Raw genomic sequence first — 17673 nt, forward strand, 5'->3', positions numbered from 1 at the left:
AACTATCTATTATTTTAACATAGGTCAAACGGATTTCAATGCTCAGGCTCCGCAGATCTTTGCAATGGCAACCGCATAAATCTTCGCCGCGGCGATGAGTTCCTCGATGACAGCAAATTCATCCGCGCCGTGCATATGGTTGTCCGTGCCCGGCATCGTCGCGCCGAAGGCGACACCATTTTTCAGATCGTGCACATACGTTCCGCCGCCGATTGCAATCGGCTCCCCTTTTTTGCCGGTGATCTCCTCATAGGACTCGAGAAGCGTCTTCACAAAATCGGAGTCCGCATCGACAACATGGGCAGGAAGAAGATCCGCTTTTTCGAGTGTAAATCCGTTTGCCTCGAGCTTTCTCCGGATCGGCGCAACCACATTGTCTTCTGTTCCGCTGACCGGCACACGGGCGTCAAACACGGCACGGAGTCCCTCTTTCGTCAGGCTGAGCATGGAAAATGCGAGCGTCAGCTTCCCGGATTCATCACTGCGGGCTGCGCCGACCGCGGTGCCCTCGGTATCGTCGTACGGGAAGAGCTGATGAAGCTCACGGACGGATTCGGTGACCGGATCCTGCTCGAAGGGCAGGCAGGAAAGAAGAGCGAGCAGCGCCGTCAGCGCATTTTTTCCCTCTTCCGGCGTGGAGGCATGGGCTGTCTCGCCGAAGGCGCAGACGCGCAGGCCTTCCGGCGCACCGGCAATCTCAAAGCGGACACCGGTCTCCGAAGTGATACGCTCACCCGTCTCCCGGACCAGATCGTCATCCAGCCCGCGCACGAATGCCTTCGCTGTGGACGGAACCACATTCGGGCGGATTCCGCACTCGATGCTGAGAATCCTTGCCCCGGCCTGTTCACGCTCCCCGAAATTGCGGACGATATGCCCCTGAAGCTGTCCTTTTTCGATGTTGATTACCGGGAAATCCGCATCCGGTGAAAACGTCATCGGAGCTTCCTTCTCAATGCTGTAATAGTGGTCAATATCGCTGCCGCCCAGTTCTTCATCGGTGCCGAGCAGAAGGCGGACACTGCCCTTTAACGGGATTCCGAGTTCTTTTACGGCGCGCATCGCGTAGAGAGCGGCAACCGCCGGCCCCTTGTCATCCGCCGTACCGCGGCCGTAGAGCTTCCCGTCCCGAATCACCGGCTCAAACGGTTTTGTTACCGTCCATCCGTCGCCGGCCGGTACCACGTCCAGATGCGCGAGAATATCGAGAAGGCGCGGACCGCCTTCCAGATCCACCGCTGCGACATAATTATCATAATTCCGGATGGAAAAACCATAGGATTCCGCCATGCTCATTGCCTGCTGAAGTGCTCTTGCGGCGCCCGCGCCGAAGGGTTTTCCCTGCTCATAGGCAGCCTTCTCACTGTTGATCCGGCAAAGGTCCATGATGTCATGAAGCATCTCATCCCTGTGAAGTTCAATATACGATTCAATTTCCTTCCTGTAGTCTGCAGCCATATTACTCCTTCCTGTTCCTACGTGAATCGGAAAGGACCGTTTCATCCTCTGCCGGCCCCCGGAACCTGCATTTTGTTTTTTCTCATTTCTTCTCTCCCGGATGCTCATCCCACGAAGCGTTTTTTATTCCATAGAGAAAAGGCTCAACATTCTTATGACAGAATCGATACAACGGATTGCACCATCGGAATCCCCCCTGATGCACCACAGGCAGGTCCTGCCGGAGCAGAGCCTGCCTGTTTATCCGGATCCTGCCTGTTTATCCGGATCAGGTATTGCGTCCGAATTCGGACAGTTTCAGGCCCTTGTTGCGGTCAAGAACCATGCCGACACTCCACTCATGCGCAAACAGCAGAAGCGGGCGGTCTTTCATATCGTGGATGGTCTTCATATCCGAGGTTCCTTCGATATTTTCCACATCGATCTCCTCCGGATTTTCGATCCAGCGGATATATTCGTACGGAAGCTGGTCCAGGCCGACTTCAACATTGTATTCGCTCTTCAGACGGAAGATCAGAACGTCGAACTGAAGAGTACCGACCGCACCGACGATAATCTCCTCCATTCCGGCATTTACCTCTCGGAAGATCTGAATCGCACCTTCCTGCGCGATCTGGGTGATGCCCTTGACAAACTGTTTCCGCTTCATGGTATCGATCTGACGCACTCTCGCAAAATGCTCCGGTGCGAAGGTCGGAATGCCTTCAAACTGTAACGACGCATCCTTTTCGCTGAGCGTGTCTCCGATAGAAAATACACCCGGGTCAAAGATACCGATGATATCACCGGCGTATGCCTCCTCGACATTTTTTCTCTCATCCGCCATCATCTGCTGCGGCTGGGTCAGGCGCATTTTACGACCGCCCTGCACATGACTGACTTCCATTCCGGCGGTGAACTTTCCGGAGACAATGCGCATAAATGCGACACGGTCACGGTGTGCCGGATTCATGTTTGCCTGAATCTTGAATACAAACGCAGAGAAGTTGTCCTCGAACGGATCCACCATCTTCTCTCCCGCTTTTCTCGGCAGCGGTGAGGTGGTCATCTGGAGGAAATGTTCAAGGAATGTCTGAACACCGAAGTTGGTCAGTGCGGACCCGAAAAATACCGGTGTCAGCTCACCTGCGCTGACTTTTGCCTGATCGAACTCGGCACCCGCTCCGTCGAGAAGCTCCAGATCGTCGTGAAGGTGACTGAAGTTCGTGATTCCGATAGTTTCCTCGAGTTCCGGATCATCCAGAGCATAATCCCTCTCCTCAACGGCCTTCTGTCCTGCCATATTGGCCTTAAAGGTCTCGATCTTCCGGGTCTGACGGTTATACACACCCTTGAAGTTCTTTCCGCTTCCGATCGGCCAGTTGACCGGGCAGGTGGAAATACCGAGGATATCCTCGATCTCATCCATCAGCTCAAACGGATCTCTCGCCTCGCGGTCAAACTTGTTGATAAAGGTAAAGATCGGAATATGTCTCATGACGCAGACTTTAAAAAGCTTGATTGTCTGCGCCTCGACACCCTTTGATCCGTCGATGACCATGACCGCGGAGTCGGCTGCCATCAGCGTACGGTATGTGTCCTCCGAGAAATCCTGATGTCCCGGCGTGTCGAGGATGTTAATGCAGAATCCGTCATAATTAAACTGGAGAACGGAACTGGTTACCGAGATACCTCTCTTCTTCTCGATCTCCATCCAGTCAGATACCGCATGCTTGGTCGCTTTTCTTCCCTTGACGGTTCCGGCAAGGTTGATCGCGCCTCCGTACAGAAGAAACTTCTCGGTCAGAGTCGTCTTACCGGCATCCGGATGCGAGATGATCGCAAACGTGCGTCTTTTCTTGATTTCATCGTTCATATTTGCCACGGGATAAACCTCCGATATATGGTATTTCTATTATCTTCTCATAAACTTCTATATTGTATCTTGTGTATACCCGCAAGTCAACTGCTTTGCTTGTCTTCCGGCGTAAATCAGATTATACTGTTAACCAGAAAACGGGACGAAATACGCTTCGCGAGTTTCGCACGTTTCGCGGCAGCCGCCGAATCATCACCGTGGCGTGGGCTTTGGCAGGTTCGCCGCGCAAATCAAAATATTAAGGAGGGATTTCATTTGATCCTCGCTGTCGACATTGCGAACACAACGATCTCCATCGGATGTATTGACCACAAGAAAACCTATTTTTGGGAACGTCTCACAACCGTCATCGGCAAACCGAATCTGGAATATGCCATCGCGCTGAAGTCCATCCTGGAAATCTATCACATTAATCCGTCGGACATCCGGGGAGCCATGATCTGTTCCGTTGTACCGCCGCTCAACCGCACCATCGCGGAGGCAATCCGGAAAATCACCGGAGTCCGCTCCCATTTTGTCGGAGCCGGTATCAAGACCGGGCTCAATATCCGGATGGACAATCCGAGAGCTGTCGGAAGCGATATGATCGTGAATACGGTCGGCTCGCTTGAAGAACATAAGCCGCCGATCGTCATCGTCGATATGGGAACTGCCACCACCATCTCCGTGGTGGATAAAAACAGCAATTTTATCGGCGGTTGCATTCTGCCGGGCCTTCGTCTCTCTCTCGACGCCCTGACCAACGGAACGGCACAGCTCCCGAAAATCAGTCTCGATACGCCGCGCCGCGCGATCGGCCGCAACACCGTCGAGAGTATGCAGAGCGGCATCATTTACGGTCACGCTTCCATGATCGACGGAATGCTGAGCCGCGTCATGGAGGAGCTGGATTCGTCCGACGAAGCCAGCATCGTCGCAACCGGAGGACTTGTAAAACTCCTTCTGCCTCACATGAAGCACCGCGTCATCTATGATCCGACGCTGATGCTGAAAGGTCTTCTTGCGCTCTACGAAAAAAACGCGCAGTAATCGAGTCAATGCAAGCTTCGCGAGTTTCGAGCGTTTGGCGGCGATCGCCAGGGGCTCACCGGAGCCTGGGCTTTGGCAAGTTGGCCGCATACATGAAAAGCTGTAAACCGGCTTTACAGTAACTGTTACCTCGCAAACGGCAAGTTGGCCGTGTGAATAAAAAAGCTGTGAACCCCAAAAAAGGATTCACAGCTTTTTTATCTCTCGGGCTTTTATTCGCTATGCCCGAATATGATCTTGATAATCGGATTACTTGATCACTTTCAGACCGGAACCGAAATTCACGATTCTGCTGATCTTCTCGTTGTCGCAGATCATCTCCACGCCAACCGGATTGATCACGATACCGTCATATGCCTTTGCGAGATCGCGAAGTTCACGCATGGTTGCCGGCTTCATCTGGAACTTGTGCTTGTTGTCAAAGCGGATCAGTTCCATCGGATCAGTAAAAACAACGAGATATTTCTCGCCCTTATCATTGGAGATCAGCGGGTGGTTCTTCTCATCGTCCTCTGCGCACGGAAGAATCAGCTTGGCAGTGGAGAGAAGATCCACCGCGATATTCTGCATATCCTCGCTTGCAGTATGTTCGGAAATGGCCTGTTCAAACTGATTCAGGCTTCTCACCAGATGCGGATTCATGATGACGCCTTCCACCTCTTCCGGCTTGCGCACTACCGCAAACAGCGGAATGGTCAGCGCCTCGTGGCCGCTGTTGATGGTCACGGCCGTAAATCCGGAGCGCGCCAGATCGCCGAAGAATCCGAGTCTCTCCGCAGGTGTGATCTCACGGATACGGAAACTTCTTCCCGGTGCAATCGCGGCCACCTCCTTCGCCATCTCCACCGCCCAGTCACGGTCGGTAAAAATGTAGGCGCTCGGATGACCGGCCTCAGCGCCGAGATAATAGTTTCTCGTCTCGCTGATCAGGAAGGAAAACATCCCCTCTTCTGTCTTGAGAAGTTCGATGATGTGATCCATATCCGGTCTCTTTCTGCCGTTGGAGTTAACCACTTCGGTGATGATATTCTGAAGTTCTTTCATGTTTCAATCGATTCCTTTCAGGATTTTTATCCCATTAATTCTTCTTTCTGTTCAGGAAATCCGGGATATTCAGAGTCTGCTCTCTGCGCTGCGGGCGAACCGGCGCGTTCAGATCACTCTGCATCGGCGCCATCGGCTGAACCGGAGCAGACGGTGCGGTATAAACCGGTGTGCTGTCATAGTTCGGATTGGACGGAGCAACACGTACCGGCTGCGGAGCCGGAGCAGCCTCCTCACGCAGAACAGTCTCCTTCGGACGGAAGGAAGCAACATCCTCCATGTGCTTTACAGCGCCTGCAGACGGCTGTTCGTCCAGACCGGTTGCGATAACGGTGATCGTGCAGTCATCCTGCGCATTCTCATCATACATTGCACCGAAGATGATGTTCGCATCCTCGCCGGCAAGCTCCTGAACATAGGTTGCCGCCTCATTGGCCTCAATGAGGGAAATATCACCGGTAATGTTGATGATGACATCGGTTGCGCCGTCGATGGAAGTCTCCAGCAGCGGGCTGGATACTGCCTGCTTCACTGCCTCGGTTGCCTTGTCATCGCCCTTGGCATGACCGATACCGATGTGTGCGACGCCCTTATCCTTCATAACGGTCTGAACATCCGCAAAGTCGAGGTTGATCAGACCTGCACTGCTGATCAGATCGGTAATTCCCTGAACGGCCTGCTGAAGGACAGCATCCGCCTTCTTCAGTGCCTCCGGGATGGATGTGTGACGATCCACGATCTCCAAAAGCTTATCATTCGGGATGACAATCAGAGTATCCACGTTGCTCTTGAGCTTCTCGATACCGCCGAGCGCATTGTTCATTCTCTTCTTACCCTCAAAGCGGAACGGCTTTGTCACAACGCCGACCGTGAGGATTCCCATATCTTTCGCAATCTTCGCGATAACCGGAGCCGCACCGGTACCGGTACCGCCTCCCATACCGCAGGTAACAAAAACCATGTCCGCGCCCTTCAGGCTGGACTGGATCTCGTCCTGGCTCTCTTCTGCAGCCTTCTCGCCGATCTCCGGCTTTGCGCCTGCTCCGAGACCTTTTGTCAGTTTTTCACCGATCTGCATCGGTGTGGAAGCCTTGCAGCCCTGAAGTGCCTGTTTATCCGTGTTTACCCCGATAAACTCCACTCCTGCCGTGTTCTCATCGATCATTCGATTGACCGCATTGTTGCCGGCTCCGCCGACACCCACTACAATAATTCTGGCAGAGTTCTCTGACTCACTCATCTTAACCTCTAACAAGATGCTTCCTCCTCTTCGCTTTTCCGTTTTTATCCATGATTAACTGAAATTTCTCCCAGTTTCGTTCAAGTGCATAGACATTAACTAATATATTTTATTTCAGGTCAAAAATCAACAGAATTTTCAATTCTTCTCAAACCGGTACATCGGATTGGAATTCGAATTGTCAAAGCTGTCAAGATACAGCGTTCCGGACAGATCCGGATAGTCCGAAACAATATCCGCAAGCTCCGTCAGCTTTCCGTCCATCGAATCATTTCCCCCAAGCTTCACGATCAGATTACGGATATAGAGGGTCGCATTCATCTTGTCGTCGTAACTGATCTTATCGGGCACAATGTTGCTGGTCGAAAGCTCCTGTGTCAGATTCAGGATCTGACGGAAAATGCCGGGATTGTCCACCGGAAGCGCCTGCCCGAGAACGATGTGTCCGAAATGCAGTCCGGTCACCTGCGGTGCCCCCTCATACTCATCCGATGTGCTCTCAACGACTACGCCGTCTTTGTCGAAATAAAGATTGCTCGACATATAGGATACATAGCCGACGATACTTTTTTCATAGACGATAATCTCACAGGAAACCGGTGACCGGAACGCCACCCGGTAATCCTCGATGAACGGGATCTTCTCGTGCGCGCAGAACCGGTTGCGCAGAAACGTCAGAAGACTGCTCCTCGCAAAAGGCTCCCTCAAAACCTTTTCTTCAATCTCCTCCTGTGAGTAGTGCCGGTTGCCGCTCACCTTAACATCGCGGATCCGGACACAGAACAGAAGAACAACACAGACCATCACTCCGGCTGCAATCGCAATCGGAACCGTGTATTTCTTTTTCCGTTTCAGCGCCTGCTGAAATCTGATGATCTTCGGTTCTTCCGTCCGGAAAGCCTGATTGCGTTTCTTCTCATCCATTGTTCTCATCCTGTCTGATCCGGTTGGACACACTGAGTGCCAGTCCCATCTCGACCATCAAAAGCATGACAGAAGTTCCTCCGTAGCTGATGAACGGCAGCGTAACACCGGTATTCGGTATGACATTCGTCACAACCGCGATATTCAGTATGACCTGAATCGCGATATGTGCCATAATTCCCACAACCAGCATGGACCCGAGAAGATCCGGCGCATTCTCGGCGATCACAACGAAGCGGTAGATCATGAACATAAACATGGCGATCAGACAGATCGCGCCGAAAAGTCCAAGTTCCTCGCAGATGATGGAAAAGATCATATCATTCTGCGCCTCCGGCACAAAGCCGAGTTTCTGAAGACTCTGTCCGAGACCCTTTCCGAGTATTCCGCCGGAACCGATCGCATAAAGTCCCTGAAGAACCTGATATCCGCCCGACTGGGAATATTTGACCGGATTCTTCCATACATGGATTCGCGAGAGCTGATAATCCTGCAGAACATGAATCGATTCGAGAAAATCCCCGATGTATGGCGAAACGAAAAGGATCAGCACAAGGCTGCCCAGAAGAACGTAAAATCCCCACTTTTTTTTCATCGCTACAAAGAGCATCACATATACGATTCCGGCAATGATGATTCCGGAACTCAGATTGTTTTTTGTGACCAGAAGTGTCAGCGGAGCGCTCAGCAGCACCAGCTTCCACCATTTGCTCTCCCACGTCCAGAATTTCCATTTGTTTCGTATGCGGAATTCTTCATTGATTCTCAGGCCGTAATATGTGATCAGCGAGGCCAGCAGCATAATCAGTGCAATCTTGACAAACTCCGTCGGCTGAAACTGAATCGGTCCCAGCTTCAGCCACCGCTTCTTTCCGTGCGAGGCTACGCCAAGAGGTGTAAACATGGTCAGAAAAAGCATCCCGTAAGATGCGAAATAAGACGGCCAGGCAAAGAACATCAGCTTATGATAGTCCATCTTCGAGATGGCGATCATGATTACAAATCCGACGGCCTCGAACATGGCCTGTTTCCATACATAACTGTAGGATTTTCCCGACTCCAGCTGTGCCTTGTACGAGCTTGCGCTGAAGATCATCACAAGCCCGAACACACACAGAAAGATGATGGAGATCAGTAATTCATAGTCGTAAAACCGTTTTACCCGTCGTTTACCCGGCTTTCCCGCAGCGGCCATTTTTCACTCTCCCCTGTATTACAATTTCATGTCCGGTCAAAGATTGCGAACGTACTCTTTAAATTTCTCTCCGCGCTCTTCGAAACTCTTGAACTGGCCCCAGCTTGCACATGCCGGAGAAAGGAGGACATAATCGCCCGGGTTCGCATAGCTTGCGCAGACCTGAACCGCTTCCTGAAGGTCCTCGGCATACATGATGTCATTGAAGCCGTGTGCCTTCGCGCATTCCGCAATTTTGTCACGGGTCTGTCCGATCAGAACAAGATAACGGACCTTTCCGTCAAAACTCTCAATCCACTCGTCAAACTCGCTGTGTTTGTCGTAACCGCCGCCGATCAGAAGTGTCGGTCCCGGCATCGCCTTGATGGCCTGAATCGCCGCATCCGGATTGGTGCCCTTGGAATCATTGTAGTACTTCACGCCAAACCGCTCGGTGACAAACTCGATGCGGTGTTCCACAGCCTTGAATACCTTGACTGCACCAAGAATCTTCTCCATCGGAACGCCCAGCGCGCGGGTGATGGCAATGGCAGCCATCACATTCTCGTGGTTGTGGCGGCCCAGAAGCGTCATCTCATGCACATTCATCAGAGTCTCGACCTTCTCGCCATCGTTATATACGATATTCTCACCGTCGAGGTAATAGCCCTTTTCAAGGGTATGACGGCTGGAGAACCATACTACCTGCGGCTTGATATTCTGACCGAAAGCACGCAGAACCTCATCATCATAGTTCAGAACACAGGTATCCTCCTCCGTCTGATTGGCAGTGATGGACTCTTTCACCTCTGCATAACGCTCCATGGTGTGATGACGGTCCAGATGATCCGGTGTAATGTTCAGGATCGCGCTGACAACCGGATGGAAATCGGTTGTTGTCTCCAGCATAAAGGAAGATACTTCACATGCCGTCACCGTCTCCGACGTCATCTCGAGCGCGTGATCCGCATACGGTTCGCCAATGTTGCCGACCACATAGACACTGTCAAAATTCGTCTTCAGGATCTCACCGACCAGCGACGTGGTCGTCGTCTTGCCGTTGGTGCCGGTGATGGCCGCAACTCTGCCCGCACCGCAGTGATAAGCCAGCTGCAGTTCTCCCCAGATCGGAATGCCGACCTCATCGATCAGCTGAACAAACGGAACCTCGAGGGAGATGCCCGGGCTGATCACCGCAAGCTCTACGCCGAGAAGATCGGTTCTGGTCAGTTCCCCGAGAACAACCGTAACCTTATCGTCCTCGGAAAACTGTTTCCGAAGCGCCTCCGCATCCAGCTTTGTGTTGCCGTCATAGAGAACAACCTCTCCGCCCTTCGCAAGAAGAAGACGTGCTGCTGCGATTCCGCTCTTTCCGGTTCCGCAGACAATTACTTTCTGACCCATTGTTATATCCTCCTAAATGTTTATATCAATACCATATTACATACCGAGATAGGCCGCAAGGCAAAGCAGAAATGTCACGATCGAAAAAGCGTTGACAATCTGCGTCTCGGATGCGCCGCCGAGTTCAAAGTGATGATGGATCGGCGCCATGCGGAAGAACCGCTTTCCGTGTGTTTTTTTGAAATATCCGACCTGAATGATAACCGAAATCACTTCGATCATGTAAATGAATCCGAAAATCGCAATAAAAATCGGAATTCTCATCATGAATGCGCTGCCGGCCACAAACCCGCCAATTGCAAGAGAACCGGTGTCCCCCATAAAAACCTTTGCCGGATGGGCATTAAAGAGAAGAAATCCCATCAGTGCACCGATCATCGCACCTGCCGCAGGGCTGATCCCCCATCCTCCAGCGATGGAGATCACCGCCAGTAAACCGGCGATCGGCAATGTCACCGACGAGAGGAGACCGTCCAGACCGTCGGTAAAGTTGGTCCCGTTATCGGTTCCGAGGACGATAAAAAAGAGAGCCGGAACAAAGATTACCGTCGGCAGAACCAGCTCTTCCTTCCAGAACGGGATCCGCATCGCGCAGCCCGCCTCGGATTTAGCCGCGATATACCATGCAAATGCGGCGGTAACCGCAATCTGCATGGCAAGTTTCTGTTTCGGATTCAGTCCCTCTGACTGGTGTTTGTGGATTTTCAGGAAATCATCCGCAAATCCGATCAGACCGAATCCGATGGTGAGAAATGCCACCGGGATCATTTCCGGATACGACGGAGAAAAGATGAGAACCGGCACAAGAAAGCCGGCCAGAATCATCACGCCGCCCATGGTCGGCGTTCCCTGCTTTTTCAGATGAGACTGCGGTCCGTCATCGCGTACCTCCTGTCCGAATTTGAACCGGTGAAGAATCGGAATAATATACGGACACAGCGCCGCAGTAACCGCGAACGCAGCCAACAGTGCAATGATTGTATCTCTTACTGCCATAACAGGCTTACCTCTTTATTGTTTTTTATTCAGCGGCAAATGCCGCAGCTCACGGCGTCAGAATGCTGATCATCGTTCCGGTCTCTGTTACCGTATAGGACGCTTCATCGTCCCGGTAAACGAACCAGGACTGCGGAAGATATTGGAGAGACTGACGCAGCCGATCGCGGACGCCGAGCATGATTGTGGTGATCTGTTCCCGGTGAATCCCGTATCCGAGACCGTCGATATAGATGCGCGTAATATGTCTTCCCGCACCTCTGCTTCTTTTTACGGCGTGAACGATCCGGTCGCGGACCTCCGTCATCTTTGTGGTACCATCCGGTGCGAGCTCAATAACAAGAGGATCCGGTGTCATCTCCGTCTTCCCGCTCAGCAGATAATACTGCACGGTCATCGGTCCGTAGGCCGTTCCGTCCGCAGACGAAACCGCGGGCATTCCGGTGTCTTCCCGGTCCCAGTGATGGTAACCGGTGGACTCGATCTCATCGTCGCTCAGATTGATATAACGGTTGACGAGATCACCGGTTCGGTCGTCATCCTCCCACGTAGCATCGACATGATACCAGTGGCGCCCTATGCGAATCAGATTCCAGGCGTGCAGATCACTGTGAATGTAGCGGACTTCGGTATCCGGCATCACCGCACGCACAATCTGCAGAAATGCGTCCGAGTATCCGGCGCACTGCGCGCGGTGTCCGACGAGGCAGCTGTATGCGGTATAGTTTTCAAGACTTCCCCGCTTTACCTCATACGTGCACTCCTTTACCAGTCCCCGGATGATGGCGATTTCTTTTTCAAAATCCGTGGATTTCCGGTTCACATCGTATTTCTCGACAAACTCGGCGATGGCCTTCTGAAGTACATCCCAGTCGGTCTCCTCCGAATCCGGTCCCGCGCTCTTTGTCATCCGCATGCAGCCTTCGTTGCCGTGCACGGGATCGTTGATGATCTGAAACGTCTCACCGTTTACGGTAATGGTGCCATCATTGCGCTCTTCATATGAATTCCGGTCTTCCGCGATATTCTCCCGGACGATCTCCTCCGCCGGCGGAGCCTGCACCGTATCATCCGGATCGGCATACACCGGCATCGCAATCCAAAGTGCGGCAAACAGCGACATCAGAAAAACACGTCCCCATTTTCTCCGGGAACAATTCTTAAAACGTATGGTCAATCTTTCTCACATTCTTTCATCAGCCGTGGAACAGCTTCTTGGTCTGGTACTTCGGCTCGCAGGTCAGATTGACGCCGAGCTTCTGGAAGGTATGCTCATCCACCGCCGCAAGCATGACGGAAGAGTGAGCCTCACAGTTCTTGAGATTTCCGAGCTGCTCCATGCACTTCTCCGCTGCCGGATTCGTCGATGCACAGATGGTCAGCGCGATGAGAATCTCATTGATATGCAGTCTCGGATTGTGATTTCCGAGATGGGATACCTTCAGATGCTGAATCGGCTCGATGACTTCCGGAGCGATGACTTTCACGGAATCGTCGATTCCTGCCAGAACCTTCAGCGCATTTAAGAGCATCGCACTGGACGCGCCCAGAAGTGTCGTTGTCTTTCCGGTGATCACCTGACCGTCCGGGAGCTCGATGGCCGCTGCCGGTTCACCGGTCACTTCCGCCTTGAGATTCGCCGCAGCAACAACCCGGCGGTCTCCGATTCCGGTCTCCGCCTTGTCCATCAGCAGTTCGAGCTTTGCGGACGCGGACGTGGAACCGCCGCCCTTTCTCTGCTCACACATTTCCTTGTAATAGCGGCGGACAATCTCCTGACGGGATGCCTCGCGGCATGCCTCATCGTCGATGATGCATTTTCCGGCCATGTTGACACCCATATCCGTCGGAGACTTATATGGGGACTCGCCGTAAATTTTCTTAAAAATCGCGTTCAGAACCGGGAACACTTCCACGTCACGGTTATAGTTGACCGTGGATACGCCGTAGGCCTCGAGGTGATACGGATCAATCATGTTCACATCGTTCAGATCTGCCGTTGCCGCCTCATACGCAAGGTTGACCGGATGAGAAAGCGGAAGGTTCCAGATCGGGAAAGTCTCGAACTTGGCGTAGCCGGCCTTCACTCCGCGCTTATTCTCATGGTAGAGCTGAGAAAGCGCCACCGCCATCTTGCCGCTTCCCGGTCCCGGAGCGGTGACAACGACAAGCGGATGCTTGGTCTCGATATAATCGTTCTTTCCGAAGCCTTCCTCGCTGATGATCAGCGGGATGTTGCCCGGATAACCGGCGATCGTGTAATGGCGGTAAACCTTGACGCCGAGAGATTTCAGCTTCTTCTCGTAGGCAATGGCACTCTCCTGTCCCTCGTAGCGGGTCATAACCACACTGCCGACATAGAGACCGTAGCCGCGGAATGCGTCGATCAGTCGGAGAACATCCATATCATAGGTGATTCCCAGATCGCCGCGCACTTTATTCTTTTCGATGTCATTGGCATTGATGACGAGAACGACTTCCACATCATCCCGGAGTTCCGCCAGCATTTTGATCTTGCTGTCCGGCTTAAATCCCGGAAGAACGCGGGACGCATGGTAATCGTCGAAAAGCTTGCCGCCGAATTCCAGATAGAGCTTGCCGCCGAATTTGGAGATTCGCTCGCGAATGTGCTCCGACTGCATTTTCAGATATTGTTCGTTGTCAAAACCAATCTTAAACATCTTCATTTTCCTTTCGTGTTTCCTCGCATTTGGAGGCTTTTAACTTTTCCAGTTCCTTCCTGTAGTACTCTTTCTGCTCTTCCGGAGAAAGTTTTTTGGAAGGACAGTCGGCCGTACATGTCCGGCACGGGCTGGTCTGCATCGGCTTATCCTTGTACAGGAACGCCAGAGAGGCCGCAAGTCCCGCGATGAACAGCGAACCGATCACAATTGCGATAATCTGTTCCATATATACACCTTTCCTGCCGCAGCGCGGCGGAGCGCTCCGCACAGGGAGCGCCCGGTCCCCGCCGGGATTTCCCGGCAGAGAAATCACATCTTACAGATACCGGCGAATGGTCGTCGGCGTTCTGTAATTCCAGGTAGAAATCTTGATTCCGCTCTTCTTGTTGGATGCGTGAACAACCTTACCGTTTCCGATGTAGAGAGCCACGTGATTGATGCCGCCTCCGTTGGAGTAGAATACCAGATCTCCGGCGCGAAGATCGCCGCTGGAAACTTTGGTTCCCATCTGCGCCTGCGAAGCCGCATGATGAGGCAGGCTGACGCCGTAATGTGCCATAACCGACATGGTGAAACCGGAGCAGTCGGTTCCGTGTGTCAGGCTGGATCCGCCCCATACATACGGATTGCCCAGGAACTGGGTCGCATAGGATGCGATGGAACTTCCGGTGCTGCTCTTGGAAGAAGAAGAACTCTTCTTGGACGAATCCTTCTTTTTCTCCTCCTTCGGCGGTTCCGGTGCCGGCGGCGTGTAGGCAACCGCCTCGTTAAGGCCGTAGATTACATCCACGTAGTCGTTGGCCACATAAGCGGTATCGTCATCCAGCTGAATATGAATCCAGCCGTCGGTATCCTGATCCACAACATCGTATTTTTCCGAATTGGCAATCTGAGTCCAGATCTTGGAATTCGTATTCGGCTCCGTTCTCGCGTTGGCCACGTCTGTGTTGACGACAGCCATAAGTTTTGCATTATCCAGAGCGGAAGCCTTTGCGGCATCTCCGGTCATGATAAACTCCGCCTTGACATAACCGGTCACCGGTCCGGACTGAATCCGGTACCATTGTCCGTCCTCACTGGTCTCCAGAATGTTGCCGGCAGCTTTTCCCGGCATCTTTCCGATGATATTGCCGTCCTCGCCAGCCTTGTCGCGGATGTTCAGATATGTGTCGACATTGGAGATACCCATATTGTCATACATATTCAGCACCGCCGTGTGCAGATCCAGCTGTCTGGCCTCATTCAGGGCATATTCTACCTTGACATAATCGGCCGAAATGTAGCCGTTCTCGATGCCGATCCAGCCGTTCTCGTTGCTGAGAATGTCATATCGCTCATTTCTCAGTGCGCTTCCCATAATCTGACTGGTCCCATCCGCCGCTTCACGGATGTTGAGCTTGTCCGTCGCAACGACCGCTCTCTCTTTGACGAGAGTTTCCGCCTTCTGCTTTGCCTCATCGCCGGTCAGAATAAACTGGGAAGCGACATATCCATCGATTCCGCCGGATTTAATGCGATACCATCCCTCCGTGGAGGTATCTTCGATCTCGCAGGCTGCCCCGCCGTTTAACTTTCCGAGAATCTTCGCGTTTGCCGCAGCCGACTCACGGATGTTGACAAAACCTTCCACATTAGCAATGCCGAGATTCTGATAAGAATCCACCACTGCCCTTTTCAGCTGTTCCGGAGAAAGCGTCTCCGCAACCGTCTGCTCCTCTGCGAGAAGCGCGTCCGCTGCGGTTTCCTGTGCGGCGCTCTCCGCCGCGGTCTCTGCAGCCGTCTCTGCTTCCTTCGCCGGAAAACCGATCGACAGTTTTCCTCCCTGAGCAATTCTTGTGACCAGAACAACGGCCAGTACAACAATCACTCCCGTGGCAAGATTCATGAAGCGATGCATCGGATCTCGGCCTTCACGCTTCCTCTTCGCCTTTTTCAGGCGTTCCACATAATTATTCTCATCCATATGTTGTGTGACTCCTCTGTTTCCAAAACTTGCCCGCAAAATCCGATGCGCCGGATTCGTGCCTGACCGGTCACGCTTCCCCATCCGTGTGCATCCCCGCGGGGTGTTTCCCTCAGCCTCCAAGGATACCGGCCCGGGCAAAGAGGCCTTTTCTCTGCGCCAAAATCTTCCCGAAAAAGCGCAGACTGACCCCTCCAATATAAAATTCAAACCTTACTATAGCACAAGTCTCATAAAAAATCGAGTAGGAAGCACGTCCGCTTCCTACCCGATTCGTTCTGTATACTGTGTCTGTTCGGATCAGTCACCCAACATATTGGAAAAACTGGATGGTGTCATATAAGGATAACTGGAAATGATAATGCCTCTGCGCCGGTTTGCCGCGTGAACGATCTGACCGTTTCCGATGTACATGGATACATGTCCGACCACGCCGTTCCGGTGCTTGTAGAAGATCAGATCACCCGGTTTGAGCTGGGATTCCGAAATCTTCTTTCCCTGTGTCGCCTGAACGCGGGACGTTCTCTCGAGCGTGATTCCGGCGACATGCTGGTAGACGTATTTGACAAAGCCGGAGCAGTCTGCGCCGATGTGCGGATCATTTCCGCCCCAGACATACTTGTTGCCGACAAACTGCAGGGCATAATTGACCAGTTTGGCGCGGAGTTCATCCTCCACGGAAACCGGTGAGAACTCGATTGCCTCCGGGATCGCGTACCGGACATCCACATAGTCATTCTTGACATAGGCGGTCTCATCGTCACCGATCTCAATTGCAACCCAGCCGTCTTCCTGCTTCAGAACATCGTAGCGCTCAGAGTTCGTCAGCTGTGTCCAGATGGTGGCGTCGGTGTTGGGCTCTGTCCGCGCATTGACCACGTCATCGGAGATGATCGCCATCAGCTTTGCATTATCCATGGCAAGCTGTTTCGCCTCATCGCCGGTGGCAATGTAGTCTTTCCTGACATAACCGGTCACCGGTCCGGACTGGATCCGGTACCAGTCGCCTTCCTCCCCGAGAATCTCCGCTCCGCACTTGCTGGTCATCTTTCCGATGATCTTTCCGTCCGGATTCGCCGATTCACGGATGTTCAGATAATTATCTACCTTGGACACGCCGGGATTGGTATAAAAATTCAGCACCATGGATTTCAGATCCAGTTTTCGCGCCTCATTGAGAGCCAGCTTCCGCTCGGCGTAATCGGCCGAAATGAATCCGGCAGCCACCGGGATCCACCCGTCCTGCGTCTCTCCCCTGACCTCATACCGCTCATTGCGAAGTGCCTGTGCGACAACCTCCGACTCGGTGTTCGGTTCTTTTCGGATGTTGACGGAGTCCGCGGTGATGACCGCTCTCTCGCTCACATTGGCAAGCGCTTCCCGTTTGGCCTCATTCCCGGTCAGAATAAATTCCGAGGTGACAAAACCTTCGATTCCGCCGGAAGAGATCTGATACCAGCCCTCCGTCGGATTGCCGGTAATCTCACATACGGCGCCGCCCTGAAGCTTTCCGATGATCTCAGCCGAAGTGGAAGGCTCTTTCCGGACGTTCAGATACCCTTCCACATTGGTATATCCGAGATTCGTGTACGAATCCACCACCGCCTGCTTTGCCGCCTCATCGGACTGCACGGCCGATGCCGAAGTACCGGTTTCCGCAGCAGCCGATGTGTTTCCGGAATTCTTCTCTCCGCCGCCGGCTTTCCCGCAGCTTCGAAGGGCAAAGGAAAGCAGGACCATGAGCAGAATCAGAATCACCACCGTGAGAGACGCATTCAGGATGCGTATTCCACGGGATGGCTTCCTTCCGCCGGCCCCGCTGAAAAATCCCTTCCCGGAGAGGAGATCTCCGGAAAGGATCGTATTTGTTTTTTTGTCTCTTTTCTTGTCCTGCATCAG

At 52.8% G+C, this 17673-nt stretch carries 14 protein-coding genes; 1 reads left to right on the top strand and 13 read right to left on the bottom strand.

All coding sequences use genetic code 11. The features are described 5' to 3' along the window. Positions 1–42 precede the first annotated feature (42 nt). Positions 43–1458, bottom strand: a complete 1416-nt coding sequence (locus tag BR86_RS0107650) for a Sapep family Mn(2+)-dependent dipeptidase (protein ID WP_031472716.1) — start codon at positions 1456–1458, stop codon at positions 43–45. 268 nt (positions 1459–1726) lie between these two features. After that, on the bottom strand, positions 1727–3313 hold the full coding sequence (locus tag BR86_RS0107655; protein ID WP_330372118.1) for a peptide chain release factor 3: 1587 nt from the start codon (positions 3311–3313) through the stop codon (positions 1727–1729). A 258-nt stretch (positions 3314–3571) separates the two neighbouring features. Between BR86_RS0107655 and BR86_RS0107660 the strand changes: the two genes are divergently transcribed. Then, positions 3572–4345 carry a type III pantothenate kinase gene (locus BR86_RS0107660; RefSeq protein WP_031472720.1) on the top strand — a complete coding sequence of 258 codons (774 nt, stop codon included), beginning with the start codon at positions 3572–3574 and terminating at the stop codon, positions 4343–4345. A 249-nt stretch (positions 4346–4594) separates the two neighbouring features. Here the strand turns inward: BR86_RS0107660 and BR86_RS0107665 are convergent, their stop codons facing one another. From BR86_RS0107665 to BR86_RS0107715, 11 genes are all read right to left on the bottom strand, one after another. Continuing rightward, positions 4595–5389, bottom strand: a complete 795-nt coding sequence (locus tag BR86_RS0107665) for an SseB family protein (RefSeq protein ID WP_031472722.1) — start codon at positions 5387–5389, stop codon at positions 4595–4597. Between the two features lie 34 nt (positions 5390–5423). Further along, on the bottom strand, positions 5424–6644 hold the full coding sequence (gene ftsZ, locus BR86_RS0107670) for a cell division protein FtsZ (RefSeq protein WP_031472724.1): 1221 nt from the start codon (positions 6642–6644) through the stop codon (positions 5424–5426). Between the two features lie 123 nt (positions 6645–6767). Beyond that, positions 6768–7553, bottom strand: a complete 786-nt coding sequence (locus BR86_RS0107675) for a cell division protein FtsQ/DivIB (RefSeq protein WP_242841587.1) — start codon at positions 7551–7553, stop codon at positions 6768–6770. Beyond that, a complete protein-coding gene (locus BR86_RS0107680) occupies positions 7546–8748 on the bottom strand; it encodes an FtsW/RodA/SpoVE family cell cycle protein (RefSeq protein WP_031472728.1) in 1203 nt (400 codons plus the stop codon). The genes BR86_RS0107675 and BR86_RS0107680 overlap by 8 nt, the downstream gene beginning before the upstream one ends. A 36-nt stretch (positions 8749–8784) precedes the next feature. Further along, positions 8785–10137: a UDP-N-acetylmuramoyl-L-alanine--D-glutamate ligase gene (murD, locus tag BR86_RS0107685; protein ID WP_177215953.1), complete on the bottom strand. Its 1353-nt coding sequence runs from the start codon at positions 10135–10137 to the stop codon at positions 8785–8787. A 30-nt stretch (positions 10138–10167) separates the two neighbouring features. Further along, positions 10168–11127, bottom strand: coding sequence for a phospho-N-acetylmuramoyl-pentapeptide-transferase (mraY, locus tag BR86_RS0107690; RefSeq protein WP_031472732.1), 960 nt, complete (start codon positions 11125–11127; stop codon positions 10168–10170). A gap of 49 nt (positions 11128–11176) precedes the next feature. Further along, positions 11177–12250: a transglutaminase domain-containing protein gene (locus tag BR86_RS0107695; RefSeq protein ID WP_031472734.1), complete on the bottom strand. Its 1074-nt coding sequence runs from the start codon at positions 12248–12250 to the stop codon at positions 11177–11179. A 73-nt stretch (positions 12251–12323) separates the two neighbouring features. Then, the gene (locus BR86_RS0107700; protein WP_031472735.1) at positions 12324–13808 is read right to left on the bottom strand and encodes a DUF1846 domain-containing protein; all 1485 of its coding nucleotides are present in this window, start codon (positions 13806–13808) and stop codon (positions 12324–12326) included. After that, positions 13801–14037 (bottom strand): ribonuclease H family protein, encoded by a 237-nt coding sequence (locus BR86_RS0107705; RefSeq protein WP_031472737.1) that lies wholly within the window; start codon positions 14035–14037, stop codon positions 13801–13803. Before BR86_RS0107705 ends, BR86_RS0107700 begins: the two co-directional genes overlap by 8 nt. 90 nt (positions 14038–14127) lie before the next feature. After that, positions 14128–15774 (bottom strand): C40 family peptidase, encoded by a 1647-nt coding sequence (locus BR86_RS0107710; protein WP_031472739.1) that lies wholly within the window; start codon positions 15772–15774, stop codon positions 14128–14130. Between the two features lie 300 nt (positions 15775–16074). Beyond that, positions 16075–17670 (bottom strand): C40 family peptidase, encoded by a 1596-nt coding sequence (locus tag BR86_RS0107715; RefSeq protein ID WP_051684674.1) that lies wholly within the window; start codon positions 17668–17670, stop codon positions 16075–16077. Positions 17671–17673: the final 3 nt, after the last annotated feature.

The organism is [Clostridium] aminophilum DSM 10710 (assembly GCF_000711825.1).
Lineage (GTDB): Bacteria > Bacillota > Clostridia > Lachnospirales > Lachnospiraceae > Clostridium_R > Clostridium_R aminophilum.

What these genes read in the sequence shown, in the direction of transcription:
- BR86_RS0107695 (WP_031472734.1), bottom strand. Translation starts at nt 12,250, where the DNA reads ATGTCGCTGTTTGCCGCACTTTGGATTGCGATGCCGGTGTATGCCGAT.
- BR86_RS0107655 (WP_330372118.1), bottom strand. Translation starts at nt 3,313, where the DNA reads ATGAACGATGAAATCAAGAAAAGACGCACGTTTGCGATCATCTCGCAT.
- BR86_RS0107680 (WP_031472728.1), bottom strand. Translation starts at nt 8,748, where the DNA reads ATGGCCGCTGCGGGAAAGCCGGGTAAACGACGGGTAAAACGGTTTTAC.
- BR86_RS0107705 (WP_031472737.1), bottom strand. Translation starts at nt 14,037, where the DNA reads ATGGAACAGATTATCGCAATTGTGATCGGTTCGCTGTTCATCGCGGGA.
- mraY (WP_031472732.1), bottom strand. Translation starts at nt 11,127, where the DNA reads ATGGCAGTAAGAGATACAATCATTGCACTGTTGGCTGCGTTCGCGGTT.
- BR86_RS0107710 (WP_031472739.1), bottom strand. Translation starts at nt 15,774, where the DNA reads ATGGATGAGAATAATTATGTGGAACGCCTGAAAAAGGCGAAGAGGAAG.
- BR86_RS0107650 (WP_031472716.1), bottom strand. Translation starts at nt 1,458, where the DNA reads ATGGCTGCAGACTACAGGAAGGAAATTGAATCGTATATTGAACTTCAC.
- BR86_RS0107700 (WP_031472735.1), bottom strand. Translation starts at nt 13,808, where the DNA reads ATGTTTAAGATTGGTTTTGACAACGAACAATATCTGAAAATGCAGTCG.
- BR86_RS0107715 (WP_051684674.1), bottom strand. Translation starts at nt 17,670, where the DNA reads ATGCAGGACAAGAAAAGAGACAAAAAAACAAATACGATCCTTTCCGGA.
- BR86_RS0107675 (WP_242841587.1), bottom strand. Translation starts at nt 7,553, where the DNA reads ATGGATGAGAAGAAACGCAATCAGGCTTTCCGGACGGAAGAACCGAAG.
- BR86_RS0107665 (WP_031472722.1), bottom strand. Translation starts at nt 5,389, where the DNA reads ATGAAAGAACTTCAGAATATCATCACCGAAGTGGTTAACTCCAACGGC.